The sequence below is a fragment of the Phyllobacterium chamaecytisi genome, assembly GCF_020164455.1.
In the GTDB taxonomy this organism is placed as follows: domain Bacteria; phylum Pseudomonadota; class Alphaproteobacteria; order Rhizobiales; family Rhizobiaceae; genus Phyllobacterium; species Phyllobacterium chamaecytisi.
In genome coordinates, this window is record NZ_JAIQWW010000013.1 from 157,369 (window position 1) to 177,729 (window position 20,361).

Genomic DNA, 20,361 nt, shown 5'->3' on the forward strand with positions numbered 1-20,361 from the left:
AAGAGCAACACTCGTCCACTCCCTGCGAAACCGCGGCCAAAACCGATAGGCAAGCCGGATCAATAACGCTATAGGGACTGAATAAGCGGCAAGAGCAATGCCTTGCCGGATTTTTCAGTACCAGCGAGTTGCCGCCTGTAATGAGCGAACAGACCAGGAAAAAGAAGATCGATCCATCCGAGGCGAAGCGCGTCATCGGCCGGGTTCTTGGCGAAAATGTCCGCGATCACCGCTCTTCCTATGCCATTGCCATCGTCGCCATGCTGGCGGTTGCCTGCACGACGGCTTTCGTCGCTTATATCTTCAAGGACGTGATCAACAAGATCTATTACGAACGCCGCGAAGACCTCATCCTTCCTATCAGTCTCGGCATTCTCGGTGCTTTTGTCATCCGCGGCATTGCGACTTACGTCCAGTCCGTGACCATGGCGAGAATCGGCAATAACATCGTCGCGCGTTATCAGGCCCGTGTCTTTGATCACCTGATGAAGCTCGGCCTCGACTTCTACCATGACACACGCTCCGGCCAGCTTGCCGCCCGTATCAACCAGAACGTTGGCGGCGTGCGCGAGCTTTTGGATATTGTCGTCACGACCATTGCCAAGGACGTGCCTACGCTGATCGCCCTCATCGTGAGCATGGTTTTACTCGACCCATTCCTGTCGCTTATCGCGCTGCTGGTCGGCCCGCCACTGATACTTGTGGTCCGGTATCTGGCAAGGCGCCTGCGCAGCATCCATCGCGAATCCGTGACACTGAACTCGCACCTTCTCGGCGCCATGCAGGAAGCGACGCAGGGCATTGCCATCGTCAAGGCGTTCACCATGGAAGACCAGTTGCGCATCAAAATCAGCGCGCTGATCAAGCGGGCCGAGGAGCGGGCCAACAAGATCGCGCGCGTTTCGGAACGCATGACACCGATCACCGAACTCATCGCCGGCATCGCCATCGCCTCGATGATCATCTATACCGGCTACCGCGCTGTCTACAATGCCGAGCCACCCGGCGCCATGTTCGGCTTCATGACGGCGGTGCTCCTTGCCTATGATCCCGTGCGCCGTCTGGCGCGGGTCCAGGTCGGGCTCGAGCGTTCACTGGTCAATGCGCGCATGATTTACGAGATCCTCGATATCGAGCCGCGACAGGCGGATAGCATCGGCGCTGTGCCGATCACCGTGCAGAGCGGCGAGGTGCAATTCGACAATGTCACCTTCAGCTATGGCAATGGCGTGCCGGTGCTGCATGGCATCAGTTTCACGGCCGAAGCCGGCAAGACCACAGCCATCATCGGCGCTTCCGGCGCCGGCAAATCGACGCTGATTGGTCTTGTCCAGCGCTTTTACGATATCAATGGCGGGCGTATCCTCGTCGATGGGCAGGATATCGCCTATGTCAGCAAGCGCTCGCTGCGCCAGTCGATCGCCTATGTCTCGCAGCAGCCCTATCTCTTCGAAGGAACGATCGCCGACAATATCCGCTACGGCCGGCCGGATGCCACCGATGAGGACATCATCGAGGCGGCGAAACTCGCCAACGCCGATGAGTTCATCCGTCAGCAGCCGCAGAGCTACGGCACGGAAGTCGGCGAGAACGGCGTGACCCTTTCCGGCGGCCAGCGCCAGCGACTTTCCATCGCCCGTGCCATCGTCCGCAATGCGTCCATCCTCCTTCTCGATGAGGCGACGTCCGCACTCGACAATGAATCGGAAAAGCGCGTGCAGCAGGCACTGGACCGCGTCATGCAAGGGCGTACCACGATCGTCATCGCCCACCGCCTGTCGACGATCGTCAACGCCGACCATATCGTCGTCATGGAGGCCGGACGCGTCGTGGAGGAAGGCGTGCACGAGACGCTGCTCGCCCGCCCCAACGGGGTCTATGCCCGCTTCTACCAATTGCAGGGCAAGGAAGAGTCGCCCATCATCGATGACAGCGAAGAAATACCCCATCGAATAGCGAGACCAGCCGAATGAGCCGAGCGGAACAGCCCACGACGCCAATGAAACTTGCCGTTGTCGGCGCAGCAGGGCGCATGGGCCAGACGCTGATCCGCGTGATCCACGCCACCCCCGGCGCGATATTTGCCGGAGCCATTGAACGGCCCGGCTCACCCCATATCGGCAGTGATGCGGGGGAACTCGCCGGCGTCGGCAATCTCGGCGTCTCGATCACGGATGACGCGGCAGCAGCGTTTGCCGGCGTCGAAGGCGTGCTCGATTTCACGACGCCTGCCGCGAGTGTGGCGTTTTCCGATCTGGCGGCGCAGGCACGTATCGTCCACGTCATCGGCACGACCGGCTGCACAAGCGACGACGAGGTCAAGATTGCCGCAGCCGCCCGTCATGCGGTCGTCATCAAGTCCGGCAATATGAGCCTTGGCGTCAATCTGCTCGCCGTCCTCGTCAAACAGGCGGCGCGCGCGCTCGGCGCAGATGATTTCGATATCGAGATTCTTGAAATGCACCACAAGCACAAGGTTGATGCGCCCTCGGGCACCGCATTGCTGCTCGGCGAAGCCGCCGCCGAAGGCCGCGACATAGGGCTCGGCCAGCACAGCGTCCGGGTGCGCGACGGTCATACCGGCGCACGCGAGAATGGCACGATCGGTTTTGCCGCGCTGCGCGGCGGCTCCGTCGTCGGCGATCATTCCGTCATCCTTGCCGGTCAGGGCGAGCGCATCACCCTTTCGCACCATGCGGAAGATCGCACGATATTCGCGCGCGGCGCCGTCAAGGCAGCGCTTTGGGGCAGAAGCCGCGAACCCGGCCTTTATTCCATGGCCGACGTTCTCGGCCTCAATCAATAGCTTCGATCAACAGGAGAATTTGCAATGTCCGGAACCCTCGTCCTTGTCCGCCATGGCCAGAGCGAATGGAATTTGAAGAACCTCTTCACCGGCTGGCGCGACCCCGCGCTGACCGAGCTCGGTCACGAGGAAGCCAAGGATGCCGGTCAGCGGCTGAAGGCCATGGGCTTGCATTTCGACATCGCCTTTACGTCGGTGCTTTCTCGCGCCGAGGCGACCCTCGATCACATTCTCGAAGAGATCGGCCAGACCGGCCTTGAAACAGTCCGCGACCAGGCCTTGAACGAGCGCGATTATGGCGACCTGTCCGGCCTCAACAAGGACGACGCTCGCGTCAAATGGGGCGAAGAGCAGGTGCATGTCTGGCGCCGCTCCTATGACGTTCCGCCTCCCGGCGGCGAAAGCCTGCGCGATACCGGTGCGCGCGTCTGGCCCTATTACATGCACGACGTGCAGCCGCATGTACTGCGCGGCGAAAATGTGCTGGTGGTCGCGCATGGCAATTCCCTGCGCTCGCTGGTCATGGCGCTGGATGGCCTGACGGGCGAAGAGATCGTCGAGCAGGAGATCGCGACCGGCGTTCCGATCGTCTACAAGCTCAATGCGGATTCGACAGTCGCTTCCAAGGAAGTTCTCGAGGGCTGACCGGCCGACGCGCCTAGGGTCTGTTGAGATTCATGTCAGGCGAAAACGGTGGTTTTCGAGCACCGGAGCGCAGAAGAACGCTGTTTGCAGGCCGGCATGGCATGAAGCTGACGATCGCCGACGAATTCCCCGGCAAATGGATTGACAGACTCTGAAGCGCCCCTTACATGGAACCCCGCTGCCCAGATGGCGGAATTGGTAGACGCGCACGGTTCAGGTCCGTGTGCCGCAAGGCGTGGAGGTTCGAGTCCTCTTCTGGGCACCATCTATTCGTTTCAGACCGTCCCATATGGTCCGAAATAGACGAAAAAGTCCGAGAAATCGGGCTTTTTTTCTATCTGGCGTCCACTAGGATTCCTCAGCGGTCGCCTGCATCCGGCGAATTTGTTCTTGGTTCCGCTCCGGGGGGTAGAGGCACAAGAAAACTATGAAACCGCGCGTCGCTTGCATTCGACAATTAGTCAGGTGTTTGGCTACGCCATTGCTACTGCCCGCGCGACAAACGACCCAGCCAGCGGCCTCAGGGGTGCACTGATTTCACCAACAGCTATGCACCGCACCGCGGTGACGGCGCGACCAGCTTTTGAAAAGCTGGTTCGCGTCATTTGGTATTAGTCTAGGCGGCTGATGCGTAAGGCCGCATTGCACCGCATAGATGCGTGCGGTGTCAGCGAGGACATCACAACACTGTTACCACAGTTGCAACATCGGGTTGTCGGATTAACCCCGTGCGGATCGTCGTTCGACTGAGTGCGCTGGTTGCGTGCTCGCTTGTGAAAGGAAATGTCATGTCGATGTTGGAAGCGCTTAACTTCCTCGTCACCTCGTCGCTATTTCTGACCTTGCCTGTCTGGGAGGGGAATCTGTGTAGCTACCCAGCACTGAATAGCGGTGGACAAACGCGCCACGCAGCCCCCTTAAGCGCTGTATCCGGCTGAGGAGAACGTCAACTCTGTCTGTCAAAAGGATCGTCATGACAGCCACTCGACCCCCAAAAGCAACGCGGCGCGAATGGTTCGGGCTTGCCGTGATCGCGCTGCCCTGCCTGCTCTATTCTATGGACTTAACGGTCCTCAACCTCGCAACGCCGCATCTCAGCGCTGATCTTGAACCAACGAGCTCGCAACTGCTGTGGATCGTGGATATTTATGGCTTTCTGCTCGCCGGCTGCCTTGTCACCATGGGGAGCTTGGGCGACCGTATCGGCCGCCGCAAACTGCTGCTGATTGGAGCCATGGCATTTGGTGCGGCCTCAGTGCTGGCCGCCTTTTCTACCAGCGCACCAATGCTCATAGCCGCCCGGGCCGTGCTGGGCATTGCGGCCGCTACACTCGCCCCGTCGACACTTTCCCTTATCCGCAACATGTTCTTGGACGAGCGCGAGCGGACCTTTGCGATCGGCGTCTGGATCGCCAGCTTTTCGGCCGGCGGTGCAATCGGTCCGCTAGTCGGCGGCGTTCTACTCACCTATTTCTGGTGGGGATCGGTGTTCCTCATCGCGGTTCCAATCATGGCGCTGCTGCTCGTGCTTGGCCCAATTTACCTACCCGAATATCGTGATCCTGCGGCCGGACGGCTGGATATCACAAGCGCAGCCCTATCGCTCGTTTCCGTTCTTGCCGTGATCTATGGGATCAAGCAGGCGGCCGAAATCGGCTTCAATTGGGTTACGCTTTTGAGCGTGGCAACGGGCGTGGTCTTCGGTGCTGTGTTTGTCCGGCGCCAAAAGGTACTGCGCGAACCCCTGATTGATCTCGAGCTGTTCCGTCAGCCGGCCTTCAGCGCCGCCCTCGCCGTCAATGTCATCGGTTTCTTCGTTGCCTTCAGCGCTTTTTTGTTCATCGCACAGTTTCTTCAACTGGTGTTGGGTCTCACGCCTTTCGAGGCGGGCCTCTGGAGCGTACCCTCAGGGCTCGCCTTCGTTGCCGGCTCGATGCTGACGCCGCTCCTCGTTAAAGGACGCCGGCCGACATCCGTGATGGCAACAGGCTTTTTACTTGCGGCGGCGGGTTTCTTAGTTCTTACCCACGCCGGCGAGCTGGCCACGCTCCCGACAATTATCATCGGCTACACCGTCTTCTCGCTGGGGCTCGCACCGGTTTTCACCTTGGCCACCGACATGATGGTTGGCTCCGTTCCACCCGAGAAGGCCGGTATGGCCTCCGGCATCGCCGAAACCAGTAGCGAGTTCGGGGGCGCGCTCGGCATTGCCCTCCTCGGCAGCCTTGTTACGCGATTTATCGGAGCCGGGTAAACAATGCTCAGCTGGACGGGATGCCGGTGGACGCGGTCGAGATGGCTCGCAATACACTCGGAAGTGCGGTTACCGCGGCGCGGCAAATCCCCAAGCAAAATGGCGACGTCTTGCTTATGATAGCCCAAGATGCGTTTGCGGGAGCCGTCACGTGGGTTTTCGCGGTGAGCGCCGCGTTCGCCCTCCTCGGGGCGCTCCTCACTGTTCTGGCGATTGGTCGGTGGCATCCCGGTTCGAGGTCTTCCCACTAAATCGATAGTTACTGAGCTCGGGGATGAATGGCACAACAAATTGGGTATCTGGTAAAAGTCGGAGAACTCAATGCGCGGGCAGATCGACGAGTATGCAGTCAAAGCCACTACCGATGGACGCGAGCAGCATCATGCCGCCAGAAATTAAGGGTACGGATGAGAACTGCCGTTCGACCAATGTTTAACGTGACGATACGTGAGTATAATACCAAAACAGACGATTTCCCTCCATCTTTGTCCAAGATAAGCAGCGATCCGTCGTCGACATTTGCTGCAGTAACCGCAGTCTGAACGATGAAGGGAACTGAAATGTCAAACAAATCACTAGAAGGAGAACTGTTGCCTGCGACCAGGCAGACAGAAAACCCAGTGGTGACTGTCGAGGGCCTTAGGGTCAAGCTGAATAGTGCTGTAGAGATTGCATTTCTATATGGAGCGACAGATTGGGTTCGTCTCAACCATCCGTCCCAGTACGAGCGGCTGCTGATGAGGTTTGACGACAGCACATCGTTGGAAAACCGCGGTTATATCCACTGATCCACCTCGCGAGGTTTGGCGATGTCCCCAATCACTTTGACCTTATGTCACGGCACAGATTCTGAGTTCCAGGGCTTTAGTGAGCCTTCACGCTGGGTCGAGGTCTGGATGAAATGCTCTGCCACTACCGGAATACTTCGCCAAGCGCTGCACAAGAACTTTGTCCAGGAGATGTGAGATGTCTATCAAACCATTGGTTTTTATCACTGTGATAGGGCTGTCAAGCCTGCCGTTGACTGCATACGCGGAGGGATACTATTACGAGTATGATCCATCTGGCGGTATTCCTTTTACGGATCGCGCGCCCAACCACCTCGATATTCATGACAACGGCGGCTATGGTGACCACAATTTCCTTAACTTCGGTCAACAGGGGGAAAAACCCAGCGCAACCGTAGTTAGGAAAACGTCAGCGCGACATCGCGTCAGCATCCCCAAAAAATAGAAATAGCGCCCAATATGTTGCTCCACGGTTTGTCGGGCAGACCGGCGTCCAATCGTCCGCTTTGCGCCAGAAGCGGACATTGAGAAGGTTCAAGTGTCACATGACGTGACCTCAGTTGGTCCCGGTATCGCTACCAGGTCATCTTGATACCGAACTTGCCCTCCCAAGCATTGGCGTCGCCATCGGATAGCCTGAAGTTAACTGCAACCCTACCCACCGGAATGAATAACTTGCTGACGCGGGCCTTAGCAACGACCCGGAATGACGCCGGAAAGTCCAGCGATACCAAACCGTAGTATCTATCACCAACCTTTTGAAATATTTGCTTTGAGCGTCATTGAGCGGACTTGGCTTGTACGGTCATTGAGTAGTATTGTGTGGCGGGGCACATAGGCCTCGTGCTTTGGGAGGAGCAAATGACCAAATCAAGAAACCAAACATGGGAGAAGACTTCGCGCCGCAAGTTCCTGAGTGGAGCAGCGGTGGCGGGCGCGGCGATGGTCGCTGCTCCGAGCGTTGTCAAGGCGCAAGGGCCTGTCAACATGCGCTGGCAAAGCACTTGGCCCTCCAAGGATATCTTTCACGAGTTCGCACTCGATTTCGCCAAAAAGATCAATGACATGACAGGCGGCGATCTCAAGATCGAGGTGCTGCCGGCAGGCGCAGTTGTGCCTGCGTTCGGCCTGCTTGATGCGGTGTCACAAGGCACGCTTGACGGCGGCCACGGCGTACTTGTCTATCATTACGGCAAGCAAACAGCGTTGGCACTTTGGGGATCAGGGCCTGGCTTCGCCATGGATGCCAACATGCTGCTCGCGTGGCACAAATATGGCGGTGGAAAGGAGCTTCTCGCAAAGCTCTATGATTCCATAGGCGCCAATGTTGTTTCCTTCCCGTATGGCCCGATGCCGACACAGCCGCTTGGCTGGTTCAAAAATCCGATTGCCAAGGTCGAAGATATCAACGGCCTGAAGTTCCGTACCGTTGGCATCTCCATTGATGTCTTCACTGGTCTTGGCGCAGCGGTGAACGCGCTCCCGGGCGGCGAAATCGTCTCGGCATTGGACCGCGGATTGCTTGATGCAGCCGAATTCAACAACGCCTCGTCTGACCGGGTACTTGGTTTTCCTGACGTCTCCAAGATCTGCATGCTGCAGAGCTATCACCAGAATGCGGAGCAGTTTGAAATCCTGTTCAACAAGACGAAATACGATGCACTGCCTGATCAAATGAAGGCCATAATCGGCAATGCGACCGAAGCTGCCTCGCAGGATATGCACTGGAAGGCGATCGATCGCTATTCGAAAGATTATCGTGAGATGCAGACGGCAGATAAGGTCAAATTCTACAAGACACCGGACGTGATCCTCAAGAAGCAACTGGAGGTCTACGACGAGGTCGTGAAGAAAAAGGCCGGCGAGAACCCGCTTTTCAAGGAAATCCTCGTATCGCAGATCGCTTTTGCCGAGAGGGCAACGCGATGGGAACAGGACACGGTCGTCAGCCGGCGGATGGCATTCGATCACTATTTCGGAGAGAACGCGGCGGCTAAGAAGATCTGACGTACACTCCAAACTGGTAAAGCATCATCGGCATTTTGATCCGATGATGCTTTCTTTGCCTACATATTCTCTCGCCATCGGGGGCATGCGTGAACGTTCAGCATTTTTTGAATACGATGGATGCAATCAGCGTGTGGGTCGGAAAGGCCGCGGCGTGGCTCATCATCGGGCTGATGACGCTTGTCTGCGTCGAGGTCTTCAAGCGCTACATGATGAACATGCCCACCGCATGGATATTCGACGCCAGCAGCATGTTCTATGGCAGTTTGTTCATGCTCGCGGGGGCCTACACACTGGCGCAGAACGCCCATGTGCGCGGCGACTTTCTCTACAGCTCTATGCGGCCCCGGACGCAGGCGGCGCTTGATCTGGTATTGTACATCGTCTTCTTTCTGCCGGGCATCGCCGCCCTCGTTTACGCAGGCTACGACTACGCGGCGCTCTCGTGGAGGATCGGCGAGCATTCAACGGTGACGGCCGAAGGCCCGCCGATCTACTACTTCAAGTCCGTCATTCCGTTGGCTGGTGCCCTTTTGATGCTTCAGGGAATGGCCGAAATCACACGCTGTATCGTCTGTCTCAAGACCGGGGAATGGCCTAGCCGGCTCAAGGATGTCGCGGAGATCGACGTGGTCGAGGAGCAGCTCGCGCACAGCGAGCATGTGGATGAGGAAACGCGCAAAGTCGCGATCGAGCGCGCGCAACAAATCGATGAAACCGCGCGTAAACGTGGTTCGGGGGGAGACCTGCAAACGTGAGCGATCCAGTTCTTGGACTAACGATGCTGATGCTCATCGTCGTGGTTATCGTGATGGGCTTCCCGACGGCTTTCACGTTGATGGGCCTCGGCATGTTTTTCGGCTTCTACGCGTTCTACAACCCAGCGGAACACTGGATAGATAATCGTGTCTTCGATCTGATGGTTCAGCGCACCTATGGAGCCATGACCAACGATGTCCTTATCTCCATCCCGTTGTTCGTGCTCATGGGATACGTGATGGAACGCGGAGCCTTGGTCGACAAGATGTTCTATAGCATCCAGCTTTCCTTCCGACGCGTGCCCGCATCGCTGGCCATTGCAACGCTCATCGTCTGCACGTTCTGGGGCATCGCCAGCGGCCTCGTTGGCGCAGTAGTGGTTCTGATGGGAGTGATTGCGTTCAACCCGATGCTGCGCGCAGGATATGATGTGAAGCTGGCTTCCGGCGTGATCACCGCGGGCGGTACGCTAGGAATTTTGATCCCGCCGTCTGTCATGATCATTGTATATGCGGCGGTCGCGGGGCAGTCCGTCGTGAAGCTCTACGCCGCCGCAATGTTCCCCGGCTTTTTCCTCGCCTTCCTTTATCTCGTCTACATACTCGCCTGGGCGACAATCAATCCGAAGATCGCTCCATCCTTGCCGGTGGAACAAACAAAAGTTCCGGTCCCTGCATGGATGAGAAGCTTTCAGGCCGCTTACTCACGCAACATGCTCGCCGGGCTTTTTTCAGCATTGGTCGCTCCGTCCAAGGCTATGGCGCTAGTGGCCGAGGATGGACCTCTTACCTACTGGAAGCTGCTCAAGAATTTCTGTGCCACATTGATACCGTTCGCCTTGACAGCAATCACCTTTTTACTGGTTTGGTGGTATGTCGTCGTCCATCGGCAATCCACAGCGGACACCGAAGCCCCGGCTGGCTTGGAGCAGCTCGGCTCACCGGTGGTGGACGCGGCGCCGACGGGACCTGTTGGGCCGTCGACCGGTTTCTACGTTTCTTTCGGCCTTATTGCCGCACTCGCTGCGGTTGTGCTCGTGCGTTACTACCGGAATATGAATGCCGAGCGCCTACAGGTCGTGAAGCTACTGACCTCATCCGTGATGCCGCTGGGCGTTCTCACTATTGTCGTGCTCGCCGTCATTCTGTTCGGAATCACGACGGCCACGGAGTCTGCAGCCGTCGGTGCAGCCGGGGCCTTTCTGCTGGCGTTTCACGCCAGAACTCTCAACTGGAAGCGCACCAAGGAAGCGGTGTTCCTCACCGCGAAAACCACGGCCATGGTCTGTTGGCTCTTCGTCGGCTCGGCGCTATTCTCCGCCGTTTTTGCAATTCTCGGTGGTCAGGCGCTCCTTGAACAATGGGTGCTGTCGCTCGACCTGACGCCAATACAGTTCATGATCCTGTCGCAAGCGATCATCTTTATTCTCGGCTGGCCGCTCGAATGGACCGAGATCATCATCATCTTCGTGCCGATCTTTCTACCGATGTTGAAGCACTTCAACATAGACCCGGTTCTCTGGGGTGTTCTCGTCTTCGTGAATCTGCAAGCGGCGTTCTTGTCGCCTCCGGTCGCGATGTCGGCGTTCTATCTTAAAGGCGTCTCTCCACCGCACGTCACACTCAATCAGATATTCGCTGGCATGATGCCCTACATGCTGATCGTCATCGTTTGCATGATCATCATGTATATCTGGCCCGGCATAACGCTCTGGCTACCGAACTACCTTTACGGTGGCTGACGTTGCCGGTCTTGAGACAGCTGAAAACCCGGTTTATTGTCAGGAAAATCAATCTGTGCAATACTTCTTGGTGTTGAGTAAGACTTGTAAAGTCTACGCCCGGTACCGAAACTTCAAACAAAAAAGAACTGCCGCAGCGTAGTATCTGGCCCCTTGGGAGGATACCGTGATCAAGAAACTCGCTTTCGTTTTATCATGCGCAGCCGTCTTTAGTTTAACGTCCGCCTCTGCGCAGGACTCCAATCTCGAAAAACTTGGCGGCTTCAAAACCACCGGCACACCGATGATGGAGCCAATTCCGCAGACTGGGGAGAATGCCGAAGCTCTTAAAGCAATAGCAGCGAAGATCAAGGTTCCGGATGGCTTCAAGGTCAGTCTCTATGCCCTCGTTCCTGATGCCCGTCATATGGCCGTGGGACCGCAAGGTGTGGTGACCTTCGTCGGCACCCGCAAGGAATTGGTCTATTCGATGACCGACCGTGACAAGAACCGTGTGGCCGATGATGTGAAAGTGTTCGCGCCTTCGATCAAAATGGCAGTGCCGAACGGCGTTTGTTTCTCCAGGGATGGTCACCTTTATCTCTCCGAACAGAACCGAGTCCTTTGGTTCCCTGCAGCAGAGTTTTTCTATGAAGGCCCGGATGTCGCAGCATTCGCCATCGTCAAGGAAGGTGAACTGATTCCCGCGTCCAATGAGAGCTACAATCACACAGCGCGCACCTGCCGTGTCGGGCCAGATGGCCGACTCTACATCACTATCGGCCAGCCCTTCAACGTGCCAGCGCCCGAAGTACTCCCAGAGTTTCAAAGACTGGGCATCGGCGGTATCATAAGCATGAAGCAAGACGGTTCCGACCGCAAGATTTACGCCCGCGGTATGCGCAATCCCCTCGGCATTGACTTCAATCCAAAGGACAAGACAATTTGGGTGAATGACAATCAGGTCGATGGCATGGGCGACACTATCCCCCCGGGTGAAATGAACCATGTTACCGGGCCGGACCAGAATTTTGGCTTCCCATGGTATGGTGGCGGCAAAACCCGCACCACTGAGTACAAGGACGCCACAGTGCCCGAAGGCGTGATTTTCCCGGCGGTCGAGCAAGACGCCCACGCGGCCGATCTCGGCCTGTCGTTCTACACGGGCAAACAGTTCCCTGAGAAATACCGGGGCGGCATTTTTTCGACCCAGCACGGTTCCTGGAACCGTGTAGACCCCGTGGGCGCTCGGGTGCTGTTCACCTCGCTCAAGGCAGACGGCTCAGCGGACAAGACGGAGGTGTTCGCGGAAGGCTGGTTGAGCGAGAATGGCGAGTATCTTGGCCGTCCGGTCGATGTTCAGGTGCTTAACGACGGTTCACTGCTGGTATCCGACGATTTAGCCGGTGCAGTATGGCGGATTTCTTATGGTACTTGAGTGAACGTCACAATCACTCGCTCCTGTCAGTCATAGGAGGTTGATATTCGTGGTTTGATAGTAAGTCTGGCCGCCCTTGTTGCCTGTTCCACTGCTGCGGAGGCCGCAGGTGATGCCGCTTCAGGCAAAAAGGTCATGTCGAAATGCCAAGTTTGCCATGGAAAGGACGGCCTCGCCAAGCTGCCAGACGCGCCGAACATTGCTGGCCAAAAGGAGGCTTATCTCGTGAGGGCGTTGACCGCCTTCAAGGCCGGCGAGCGAAAGAACGAGCAGATGACGGTCGTGATCAAGGGTTTGAGCGATGAGGACATAGCGAATGTCGCCGCCTATTATTCATCGATCAAGATCACCGTTCAGATTCCGCCATGAGACGAAGGACGGACCTGTCTGGTACGGACCGCCGAGACGAGTGTCAAAGCGACAGCTGATATCGGTAGCCATGCCTCCAGCGGTCCCATCGACCGCAGTGTTATTGCGGCCGGTTTAATTCAAGTCTGCAGTTTTCCAGATCAAGTTCCTGCAGCCGTCTCAACAGCTCCTGAACGCGGTTCTGCGCAGAAATGGCATCGACTGTTGCGCTGTGCAGTTCACGTCGAACTTCCTCGACATCCGACGCCGAAACGAAGGGCGTCGGCCCCAATCCCTGCCCGGCCACGAGCCAAGGCAGGCTAATGCGCAGTACGCCTGTTATGAGCGGCATGTGATAGGATTCCGGCGAAGCCCTGTCGCACTCCCAATCCATCCAGATTTGTGTGGTGACGCCGAGTTGGCATGCAGTGTCCTCTATGGACTGCATTGCCGATTCGCGTGCAAGCGAAATGCGCCCGCCAAGTGCATGGTCCTGTGCGCGATAGTGACCATAATCCATGACCATATCCTTACCTTCGATTGTTTATATCGATTTGAATGACGTTGCGGCAACTCCGCTTGGCTCTACGTTCTACGCCCTTCCGGCGGATTATTCCCGCGAGCGTTTCCTCAGATCACGGCTCGATGGAGTATCAGTGTCGCCCGAATCCTGAAGATTGATGATGGAATTCTCTGGAATACACACCACACCAGCCGGAGCGTACTCACTCTCGAACAGGGCAAAATGCACCGCAGAGGCACGGTCGGCAAATAGCCCAGCCGCCTTCCCTGTTTCATCACAGACAACCCAGTTCCCATGAGCATCGCGGCCAAGGATCAAGCGTTGGTCGAATCCATGTTCGGACGGCATCTTGCTTGGCACACCCATTCGGGACACTCCTACACAGTTTGTTTGAACAAAGTCTGGTATCAGCCCGTGCACACGAGACACTCGCGACGATCAGACGGACACACTGATGGAAGATAGAAAATCCTGCATATCGTTTCGATTGGCCGGAAGTCGGAAAGTCATCAAGATACTGTAAAGATACCCGTTATGCGTATACGGGCGCAAATCGCTGGATTTTGGCAGACCACTATTGAACCTTCACTGTTCGCTTTGGAGGCGCGGCGAGGTGAAGGATCCCCATCCTCGTGCTATTGTGCCGGCTTCCAGGATGACGGTCAGCGTGGCCAATACCAGCGACCGCGCCAGGATCATCGCTGATCTGGGAGGGTTCGAGTGGGTGCAACCAATAATGATGATGGCAACGCATTCTACTAAGGGGGTCTCAAGACGATGAAACCAACACGTCGATCAGTCCTCGCCGCGTTTCTGGCCGTACCATCGATCAAAGCGGCAGGTATTTTCGAAGCGAATGCCCTCAGCACACAATCCGCTCTCGAGTTGACGCGGGCATGCCAGGATGCGGATGAGCTGACCATCGCGCAGACTGAAGGACCGTATTACAAACCTAGCTCGCCACTCAAACAGGATTTTGCCGCCGACGCACCTCACGGGATCAGGATCACCATAGCCGGTTTCGTGCTCGCGACAGACTGCAAATCCATCAACAGGGCACTTGTCGAGCTTTGGCACGCCGATGAACGTGGCTCGTATGACCGCATCGGCTACAGGTTGCGTGGTCATCAGTTCACCGATGAGAATGGCCGCTGGTGGTTTTCGACCATCATTCCATCGCTCTATCCGGGACGCACGCGCCACTACCATGTGAAAGTCCAAAAGCCAGGTGGGAGCGTCTTGACGACCCAGCTGTATTTTCCGGGCGAGCCCCTGAACGAACGCGACCAGATCTTTGATGAGCGGCTCTTGCTCCACATCCGCGACACGGGTGACGGGAAATTCGGTCGCTTCGACTTCATTGTGTAAGGCGTGTCGTTCCCAGCCGGAATGAGCATTTACTTGACGGAGAAGGGAAATCCCTTCGCGACGTTCGGCGGAGTCGTTGAGGTCACGAAAGCTGGTCGAATGAAAGCATTGATCGAGATGTTCGATCGTACTTGTCCGGGCGCGCTGCCCGCCAAGTAGTCCTTCGAAAGGTTCGGTCGGTCGACCGGAGCGGCGGAGTCCGCGCTCAGCATGGTAATGCTACCCTGGAAATCCCTCCCGGCGGAGCAGTTCTGCCGCGGCAAAGCCCAACGCACCACCACCAACCATGACGATGCTTTCCGGCGCGTCCATCGCGATGGCTGTATCTGCTTTTGGTCATCACGTTTGTGCTGGACGAAGATGTTCCCATCCCTATGGCGCGGAATGCTCCAGCACCGCGCAATCCGCTCCGTCGGTGCAGTCACCCGAAAGCGTCCGCTGGCCGAGAGCGATGATCACGACGGTCGCGGCCCCGGCTGCCACGGACACCCAAAAGCCGTTCTCGGGACCGTAATTGTCCACCACCCAGCCCGAGACGAAGGCGCCCAGCGCCATGCCGATGCCGATACCGGTCATTACCCAAGTCACGCCCTCGGTCAGCATCGATTCCGGTACGCGGCGTTCGATCAGGCCGAAGGCTGTGATGAAGGTCGGCGAGATCGCGATGCCGCTCACGAAGACGGCGACGGCAAGCAGGGTCACCGAGCTGCCGGCGACGAGCAGTGGCAACGAGGTCAGTGCAATTACGCCCACCGCGATCAGCAGCTGACGGTGCAGGGCCATGCGCGGGTTGAGCGCTCCGAGGACCAGGCCTACCATGAAGGAACCGACGGCATAGACGCCGATCACCAGGCTTGCGGCATTCGGCTGCCCAAGCTCCTTAGTGATCGCGACAGCGCTCACTTCAGCCGTCGCGAAGATCGAGCCGACGAAGATCAGCGCGAGCGTGATGATCTGCACCGGACGCTGTCGGATCGCCGAGCCCGCCGAAACGACGCCCGCGACATGGCGCACTTTGGGCTCGGTGCCGCGCTGCAGGATGAAGGCGGCCGTCCCGAGTGCCAAGAAAGCTGTGCTCATTATCATGCCGGCTTCCGGGAACATTGCCACCGCAAGCCCCACCGACAGCGAGGCGCCGGCGATGTAGACCAGCTCGTCTGCGGCACTTTCAAACGCGAAGGCCGTATTGAGCTCGGGCCGGTTGCGGAAGAGCTCCGTCCAGCGGGCCCGCATCAGCGCCGGAATGCTTGGCATGGCTGCCGCGAGGAAAGCCGAGACGAACAGCGTCCAGGCTGGCCAGTTCTGGTTGGCCGCTGCGATCAGCGCGATGAACGCCACCACCGACACGACAGTGGTCGGCACGACCACCGCCGTCTGGCCGAGCCGGTCGACCGCCCGCGAAATCTGCGGCGAAATCAGCGCGTTGGTCAGCGCATAGGTCGCCGAGACCGCGCCGGCCAGCCAATATTCGCCAAGCGTCTGGGAGAGCATGGCGACGATCCCGATCGGCGCCATGGCTATGGGAAGGCGCGCGAAAAAGCCGGCTGCGGAGAAGCCCTTCGCCCCCGGTGCCCGGAATATTTCCCTGTATGGATTTGACACAGTGCACTCCTTTCAGCTATCGAATGCGACACCTACATACGTGGCGTATGTAATCGAGATAATGGTATACGCCACGTATGTCAAATAAAATATACGCCGCGTATGTGTAAGAAAGGAGACGCCATGGCCAGGCCGCGAACGGAAATGATCGCAAAGACTCGCGCCAAGCTTATCGCGGCCGGTCGGCATGCCTTCGGCAGGATCGGCTACGCGGAAGCGTCAATGGACGATTTCACCGGCGAAGCAGGGCTGACGCGCGGCGCCCTCTATCACCATTTCGGCGACAAGAAGGGTCTGCTCCAAGCCGTCATCATGGAAATCGACGCGGAAATGACCGAACGCCTCAACAAGGTCTCGGCATCGGCCCCTACCCGCTGGCAGGGTTTCGTCGACGAATGCGCCGCCTATATCGAAATGGCACTCGAGCCCGAGATCCAGCGCATCATGTTCCGCGACGGCCCGGCCGTGCTGGGCGACATCTCGCAATGGCAGAACACCCCCGGCTGCATCGCAGCCCTCTCCCATAGCCTCGACCGTCTCAAGGCCGATGGCGAGATCATCGACATCGACACCGAAACCGCCGCCCGCCTCATCAATGGCGCCAGCAGCCACATGGCGCTGTGGATCGCCAATGCGGAGAAGCCGGAGACGGTTTCGAAGCGGGCAGTCGCGGGGTTCAGGACGATGCTGGAGGGACTTCGCAAGTAGCATTGAAGGCCGATATTGATGAGATAGATTTTAGCGGCCGCCCGTCGGCAGCGAGGGCACGTTGTGTCTACCTCGAGGCGGGCTTCCAACGTGACGACCCTCGCAGCTTTATTAGCTTAGTTTACGGAAGATCGCCGCCGTCAATGCCGATCACATGTCCACTCAGATACGAACTTTGATTGCCAGCGAGAAACAGCACCAACGCTGCAACTTCATCCGGCGTACCCACCCGGCGCATCGGATAGGGTGCAACCAGCTGTTCGGTTGTAACATTCCAGTCCCGGCGTACTCGCTCAAGCATGGGGCTCTCGATCGGACCTGGCGCGATTGCATTGATACGGACGTTGCGGCCATACTCCTGTGCGGCTGCGCGTGTCATGTGAATGACAGCGGCTTTCGAGGCGCCATAGGCAACAATATTAGGGAAAGCATGGCGACCGCCAATGGACGCCATGTTGATCATGGCTCCCTTCGAGCGCACCAGATGCGGCATCTCGTATTTCATTGAGACAAATACTCCGCGCAGATTCGTCGCGATCTGGTCGTCGAAACCGGCGATGTCCGTATCGGCGATTGGCGCTGGCGGCAAATCGATCCCTGCATTGTTGAAGGCGACATCGATACCGCCATAGCGTTCGACCACGTCAGATACGAAACGCTCCACCTGCCCTGCGTCGCGCACATCCGATCTAAGGTAGACGGCGTCGCCGCCCGCTGCGCGTATCTCTGCTTCCACCTGGCGACCGAGTGCCTCGCGTCTTCCATTAAAGCTGACCCGAGCGCCCGCACGGGCGAAAGCCGCTACCGTCGCGGCTCCAATGCCGGAAGTGGCACCCGTGACGATTATCACCTTGCCTGCCAACGCGCCCGGTGTCTCCGCGGCTGCCGACGCTGATGTTACGAAATTCTGCCCGGCTAGTGTACCTGCGGCAAGCATGCCCGCTAGAACCTGCCGCCGCGGAACCGCTGTCATTTCCTCAGACATGTTTGTCATGGGTTCCTCCACAATATGTTTGCGGGAGAGTAATCCAAGCGATTGCCGGGAAAAATCGCGGGTGGCTTTGTGCACTATTTAGTATAGATTTATAATCGTATGAGCATGATACCTGACCCTTTCTCCGGTCTGGCCGCCTTCCTCGCCGTAGCGGAAACACGCGGATTCACGGCGGCCTCCGCACGGCTGGGCGTTTCCCCTGCAGCCGTAAGCCAGGCAGTAAAGGCACTCGAAGCGAAGCTCGGCACACCTTTGTTTGTTCGCACGACGCGCCGGGTCCGTCTGACCGAGGCGGGCGCGGACCTGTTGTCGCGTGTGGCACCTGCAGTTGCCGATATTGCGGACGCCATCGAAACGGCAGGAGCCATGGGGGATGAACCTTCAGGTTTCCTGCGCCTCACGGTACCCCGTATGGCCGTGCCCCTTATCATTGATCGCGTGGTGCCGGCCTTCCGGCACGCGCATCCAGGGATTACAGTCGAAGTCGCTGTGGAGGACGCAGCTGTCGACTTGCTGGGGCGCGGTTTCGATGCAGGCATCCGGATCGGCGAATATGTCGAACGCGACATGGTGGGAGTAAGGCTCTCGCGCGATATCGTCTGGTCTGTCGTGGCCGCCCCCTCCTACCTGGCTGCCCACGGCCGCCCGGCAATTCCCGAAGACCTGACCCGTCATGAGGCTATCCGATATCGCTTCCCGGCCTCCGGCGCTCTCTATCGATGGGAGTTCGAACGCGAGGGGCGCCCCCTTTCGGTCGATCCTCCGGGAAAGCTCATCGTCAATGATGGCGCGCTGCTTGTCTCTTTCGCAAAGGCTGGGCTCGGCCTTTCATATGTTGCCGACATCGCAGTTGAACAGGAGCAGCGTGCCGGACTGCTTGTCCGCGTGCTGGAGCCTTACCTGCCCACCACGCCGGGGCTCTTCCTCTACTTTCCGCAACGTGCCCAGGCGCAGCCGAAGCTGCGCGCCTTCATCGATGTCACCAGAAAGCTGTTACGGCTTCGCCGGATCGAGGCCAAATCCCACCATACCGCCACAGGTGAGCTGAAAGGCTAACGGCGGAAACGCGAAGCTTTCATCTTGCGCAGCGTTGGAGCCGGTTACGGCGGTGGGGCCCAGCATTGCGAGCACCGCCCGGGCCATATGCGATGCCCCCTTCTTCCTGAAGGTGCTATACGAACCCCATTCCATTTCACGAGATAGTCATTAAACTGTCATCAATCTGAGACATAACCGTCATGCAGCTCGCCTAACAAGACCGCGCGGCGGTGACGGCGTTCGCGATCTCCTCCGTGGTTGCGCACTGGAACGATTTGGCCGCTGATCATCATCACCAGTATGGAAGGGCGACGCCGCCGCTTGGTCGGCTCTTCTTCCGTGCCGCCGAGACCGGGGCGCTCATGGCAGCGACCCTGGTGATCACACTTCCCCTGGTCGTGGCGTTTCTGGCGGCGCAAAGGCGCTTCATCAAAGGCATCACGCTGACCGGTCTGAAGGGCTGAACCACCTCTTTGATATCAATACAGGAGAGAACCATGAACTTCTTCAAGCAGACGATTGCCGCGGCAGCGATCGCTACAGGGCTCTGCGTTCCGGCCTTTGCCGATACGACGCTCGCTGACAAGGTCGGCATTTCCTTGCTGCAAGACGACTGCTGAAAGGGGGATTTACAATGTCCACGAAAGAGAGAGAAACAGCGATTGCGACAGGGGCCTCACGAGGTATCGGAGCAGCCATAGCTCCGCGGCTGGCAAGCGACCGTTTCAGTGTCATCATAAATTTTGCATTCCTAAACACATTAAGATTTTCGCGTACCGCTGCTGCTATTATTGCTGTAGCGGTTTTCCTGCTGGACACATTGACAACCTTGGACATCGCCATTGCAGTGCTCTACGTGCTCGTGGTCTTGCTATCGCTTAATTTTGCAACCCAGATAGGGCTCGTTCTGATCGGCGCTGGCTGTATCGGACTCACCGTTTTGGGGTTTATGATTTCGCATGGCGAAGGGCTGCCGGCCCTTGAAGATTCAATAGGCCGTTGCTTCGTCAGCCTTGCTGCCATCGGGATCACAACATTCCTTGCTTTCAGGGTGAAAGCTGCGATCGGTGTTTTGGCCGAAAGTGAACAGCGTTACCGCACTATTTTTTTGGCGACGGGAGTCGGCATCCTCCAGATGGATTTCACGGGCCTCAAAGCCGCTGTCGACAAGCTCAAGGTTGATGGCGTGCGGGACATCGATCATGCGCAAACGCTTGATCCGGGATTTCTTTACAAGGTTTCAAAAAGCATAAGGTTGATCAACGCGAATGATACAGCTCTGACAATGTTCAATGTCGCAGACATCAACGCGCTGGAGACCATGCTGCCGACACTCATCACCGCGGATATGGACAAGGCCTGG

General features: G+C 57.7%; 18 protein-coding genes, 1 tRNA gene and 4 pseudogenes. 18 read left to right on the plus strand and 5 right to left on the minus strand.

All coding sequences use genetic code 11. The annotated features are described in order from the left end of the window. Positions 1–140 precede the first annotated feature (140 nt). The 12 genes and pseudogenes from LB462_RS19755 to LB462_RS19805 all read left to right on the plus strand — a co-directional run bounded on the left by LB462_RS19755 (position 141) and on the right by LB462_RS19805 (position 12,786). Complete coding sequence (locus LB462_RS19755) at positions 141–1,973, plus strand: ABC transporter ATP-binding protein (RefSeq protein ID WP_224511528.1); 1,833 nt, start codon at positions 141–143, stop codon at positions 1,971–1,973. Then, positions 1,970–2,806 (plus strand): 4-hydroxy-tetrahydrodipicolinate reductase, encoded by an 837-nt coding sequence (gene dapB / locus LB462_RS19760; protein WP_224511530.1) that lies wholly within the window; start codon positions 1,970–1,972, stop codon positions 2,804–2,806. Before LB462_RS19755 ends, dapB begins: the two co-directional genes overlap by 4 nt. A gap of 24 nt (positions 2,807–2,830) precedes the next feature. Then, the gene (locus LB462_RS19765) at positions 2,831–3,451 is read left to right on the plus strand and encodes a 2,3-bisphosphoglycerate-dependent phosphoglycerate mutase (RefSeq protein ID WP_224511532.1); all 621 of its coding nucleotides are present in this window, start codon (positions 2,831–2,833) and stop codon (positions 3,449–3,451) included. 180 nt (positions 3,452–3,631) lie between these two features. Beyond that, positions 3,632–3,716 (plus strand) — tRNA-Leu (locus LB462_RS19770). Positions 3,717–3,841: 125 nt separating this feature from the next. After that, the gene (locus LB462_RS31810; RefSeq protein ID WP_444358941.1) at positions 3,842–4,066 is read left to right on the plus strand and encodes a phage integrase central domain-containing protein; all 225 of its coding nucleotides are present in this window, start codon (positions 3,842–3,844) and stop codon (positions 4,064–4,066) included. 358 nt (positions 4,067–4,424) lie between these two features. Then, positions 4,425–5,956 (plus strand): annotated as a pseudogene (locus LB462_RS19775) (MFS transporter). 715 nt (positions 5,957–6,671) lie between these two features. Beyond that, the gene (locus LB462_RS19780) at positions 6,672–6,938 is read left to right on the plus strand and encodes a hypothetical protein (RefSeq protein WP_224511536.1); all 267 of its coding nucleotides are present in this window, start codon (positions 6,672–6,674) and stop codon (positions 6,936–6,938) included. Positions 6,939–7,354: 416 nt separating this feature from the next. Continuing rightward, on the plus strand, positions 7,355–8,500 hold the full coding sequence (locus LB462_RS19785; protein ID WP_224511538.1) for a TRAP transporter substrate-binding protein: 1,146 nt from the start codon (positions 7,355–7,357) through the stop codon (positions 8,498–8,500). Positions 8,501–8,616: 116 nt separating this feature from the next. After that, positions 8,617–9,258: a TRAP transporter small permease subunit gene (locus LB462_RS19790; RefSeq protein ID WP_224511604.1), complete on the plus strand. Its 642-nt coding sequence runs from the start codon at positions 8,617–8,619 to the stop codon at positions 9,256–9,258. Next, on the plus strand, positions 9,255–11,000 hold the full coding sequence (locus tag LB462_RS19795) for a TRAP transporter large permease (RefSeq protein ID WP_224511541.1): 1,746 nt from the start codon (positions 9,255–9,257) through the stop codon (positions 10,998–11,000). Before LB462_RS19790 ends, LB462_RS19795 begins: the two co-directional genes overlap by 4 nt. Before the next feature lie 166 nt (positions 11,001–11,166). Further along, a complete protein-coding gene (locus LB462_RS19800; protein ID WP_224511543.1) occupies positions 11,167–12,417 on the plus strand; it encodes a PQQ-dependent sugar dehydrogenase in 1,251 nt (416 codons plus the stop codon). Between the two features lie 54 nt (positions 12,418–12,471). After that, positions 12,472–12,786 carry a c-type cytochrome gene (locus LB462_RS19805; protein ID WP_224511545.1) on the plus strand — a complete coding sequence of 105 codons (315 nt, stop codon included), beginning with the start codon at positions 12,472–12,474 and terminating at the stop codon, positions 12,784–12,786. A gap of 100 nt (positions 12,787–12,886) precedes the next feature. Here LB462_RS19805 and LB462_RS19810 read toward each other — a convergent pair whose 3' ends face one another. Together LB462_RS19810 and LB462_RS19815 are read right to left on the minus strand one after the other, a co-directional pair. Further along, positions 12,887–13,285 carry a hypothetical protein gene (locus LB462_RS19810; protein ID WP_224511546.1) on the minus strand — a complete coding sequence of 133 codons (399 nt, stop codon included), beginning with the start codon at positions 13,283–13,285 and terminating at the stop codon, positions 12,887–12,889. Positions 13,286–13,375: 90 nt separating this feature from the next. Then, complete coding sequence (locus tag LB462_RS19815; protein WP_224511548.1) at positions 13,376–13,654, minus strand: hypothetical protein; 279 nt, start codon at positions 13,652–13,654, stop codon at positions 13,376–13,378. A 411-nt stretch (positions 13,655–14,065) separates the two neighbouring features. Here LB462_RS19815 and LB462_RS19820 point away from each other — a divergent pair, with 411 nt between their 5' ends. Beyond that, on the plus strand, positions 14,066–14,656 hold the full coding sequence (locus LB462_RS19820) for a dioxygenase family protein (protein ID WP_224511550.1): 591 nt from the start codon (positions 14,066–14,068) through the stop codon (positions 14,654–14,656). 137 nt (positions 14,657–14,793) lie between these two features. Here the strand turns inward: LB462_RS19820 and LB462_RS19825 are convergent. After that, positions 14,794–15,048 (minus strand): annotated as a pseudogene (locus LB462_RS19825) (pyridine nucleotide-disulfide oxidoreductase); the annotation flags it as partial. Further along, positions 15,029–16,258 carry an MFS transporter gene (locus LB462_RS19830; protein WP_224511552.1) on the minus strand — a complete coding sequence of 410 codons (1,230 nt, stop codon included), beginning with the start codon at positions 16,256–16,258 and terminating at the stop codon, positions 15,029–15,031. The gene LB462_RS19830 and the pseudogene LB462_RS19825, both read right to left, overlap by 20 nt. A gap of 123 nt (positions 16,259–16,381) precedes the next feature. Here LB462_RS19830 and LB462_RS19835 point away from each other — a divergent pair, with 123 nt between their 5' ends. Continuing rightward, complete coding sequence (locus LB462_RS19835) at positions 16,382–16,966, plus strand: TetR/AcrR family transcriptional regulator (protein WP_224511561.1); 585 nt, start codon at positions 16,382–16,384, stop codon at positions 16,964–16,966. Between the two features lie 121 nt (positions 16,967–17,087). On the opposite strand, the gene LB462_RS19840 is transcribed toward LB462_RS19835, so the two are convergent. Then, positions 17,088–17,960, minus strand: coding sequence for an SDR family NAD(P)-dependent oxidoreductase (locus tag LB462_RS19840; RefSeq protein ID WP_224511563.1), 873 nt, complete (start codon positions 17,958–17,960; stop codon positions 17,088–17,090). Positions 17,961–18,059: 99 nt separating this feature from the next. On the opposite strand from LB462_RS19840, the gene LB462_RS19845 reads away from it, so the two are divergent. The 4 genes and pseudogenes from LB462_RS19845 to LB462_RS19855 form a co-directional block, all read left to right on the plus strand. After that, on the plus strand, positions 18,060–19,016 hold the full coding sequence (locus LB462_RS19845; RefSeq protein WP_224511574.1) for a LysR family transcriptional regulator: 957 nt from the start codon (positions 18,060–18,062) through the stop codon (positions 19,014–19,016). Between the two features lie 209 nt (positions 19,017–19,225). Continuing rightward, positions 19,226–19,462: pseudogene (locus LB462_RS19850) on the plus strand (carbohydrate ABC transporter permease); the annotation flags it as partial. A 33-nt stretch (positions 19,463–19,495) separates the two neighbouring features. Next, a complete protein-coding gene (locus tag LB462_RS31250) occupies positions 19,496–19,618 on the plus strand; it encodes a hypothetical protein (protein WP_255626941.1) in 123 nt (40 codons plus the stop codon). A gap of 14 nt (positions 19,619–19,632) precedes the next feature. Continuing rightward, positions 19,633–20,361, plus strand: a pseudogene (locus LB462_RS19855) (hypothetical protein); the annotation flags it as partial.

Excerpts from the sequence above, each read along its gene's own strand:
- LB462_RS19835 (WP_224511561.1), top strand. The coding sequence starts at position 16,382 with ATGGCCAGGCCGCGAACGGAAATGATCGCAAAGACTCGCGCCAAGCTT.
- LB462_RS19815 (WP_224511548.1), bottom strand. The coding sequence starts at position 13,654 with ATGGGTGTGCCAAGCAAGATGCCGTCCGAACATGGATTCGACCAACGC.
- LB462_RS19840 (WP_224511563.1), bottom strand. The coding sequence starts at position 17,960 with ATGACAAACATGTCTGAGGAAATGACAGCGGTTCCGCGGCGGCAGGTT.
- dapB (WP_224511530.1), top strand. The coding sequence starts at position 1,970 with ATGAGCCGAGCGGAACAGCCCACGACGCCAATGAAACTTGCCGTTGTC.
- LB462_RS19790 (WP_224511604.1), top strand. The coding sequence starts at position 8,617 with ATGGATGCAATCAGCGTGTGGGTCGGAAAGGCCGCGGCGTGGCTCATC.
- LB462_RS19755 (WP_224511528.1), top strand. The coding sequence starts at position 141 with ATGAGCGAACAGACCAGGAAAAAGAAGATCGATCCATCCGAGGCGAAG.
- LB462_RS19820 (WP_224511550.1), top strand. The coding sequence starts at position 14,066 with ATGAAACCAACACGTCGATCAGTCCTCGCCGCGTTTCTGGCCGTACCA.
- LB462_RS19765 (WP_224511532.1), top strand. The coding sequence starts at position 2,831 with ATGTCCGGAACCCTCGTCCTTGTCCGCCATGGCCAGAGCGAATGGAAT.
- LB462_RS19780 (WP_224511536.1), top strand. The coding sequence starts at position 6,672 with ATGTCTATCAAACCATTGGTTTTTATCACTGTGATAGGGCTGTCAAGC.
- LB462_RS19810 (WP_224511546.1), bottom strand. The coding sequence starts at position 13,285 with ATGGATTATGGTCACTATCGCGCACAGGACCATGCACTTGGCGGGCGC.
- LB462_RS19785 (WP_224511538.1), top strand. The coding sequence starts at position 7,355 with ATGACCAAATCAAGAAACCAAACATGGGAGAAGACTTCGCGCCGCAAG.
- LB462_RS31250 (WP_255626941.1), top strand. The coding sequence starts at position 19,496 with ATGAACTTCTTCAAGCAGACGATTGCCGCGGCAGCGATCGCTACAGGG.
- LB462_RS19845 (WP_224511574.1), top strand. The coding sequence starts at position 18,060 with ATGAGCATGATACCTGACCCTTTCTCCGGTCTGGCCGCCTTCCTCGCC.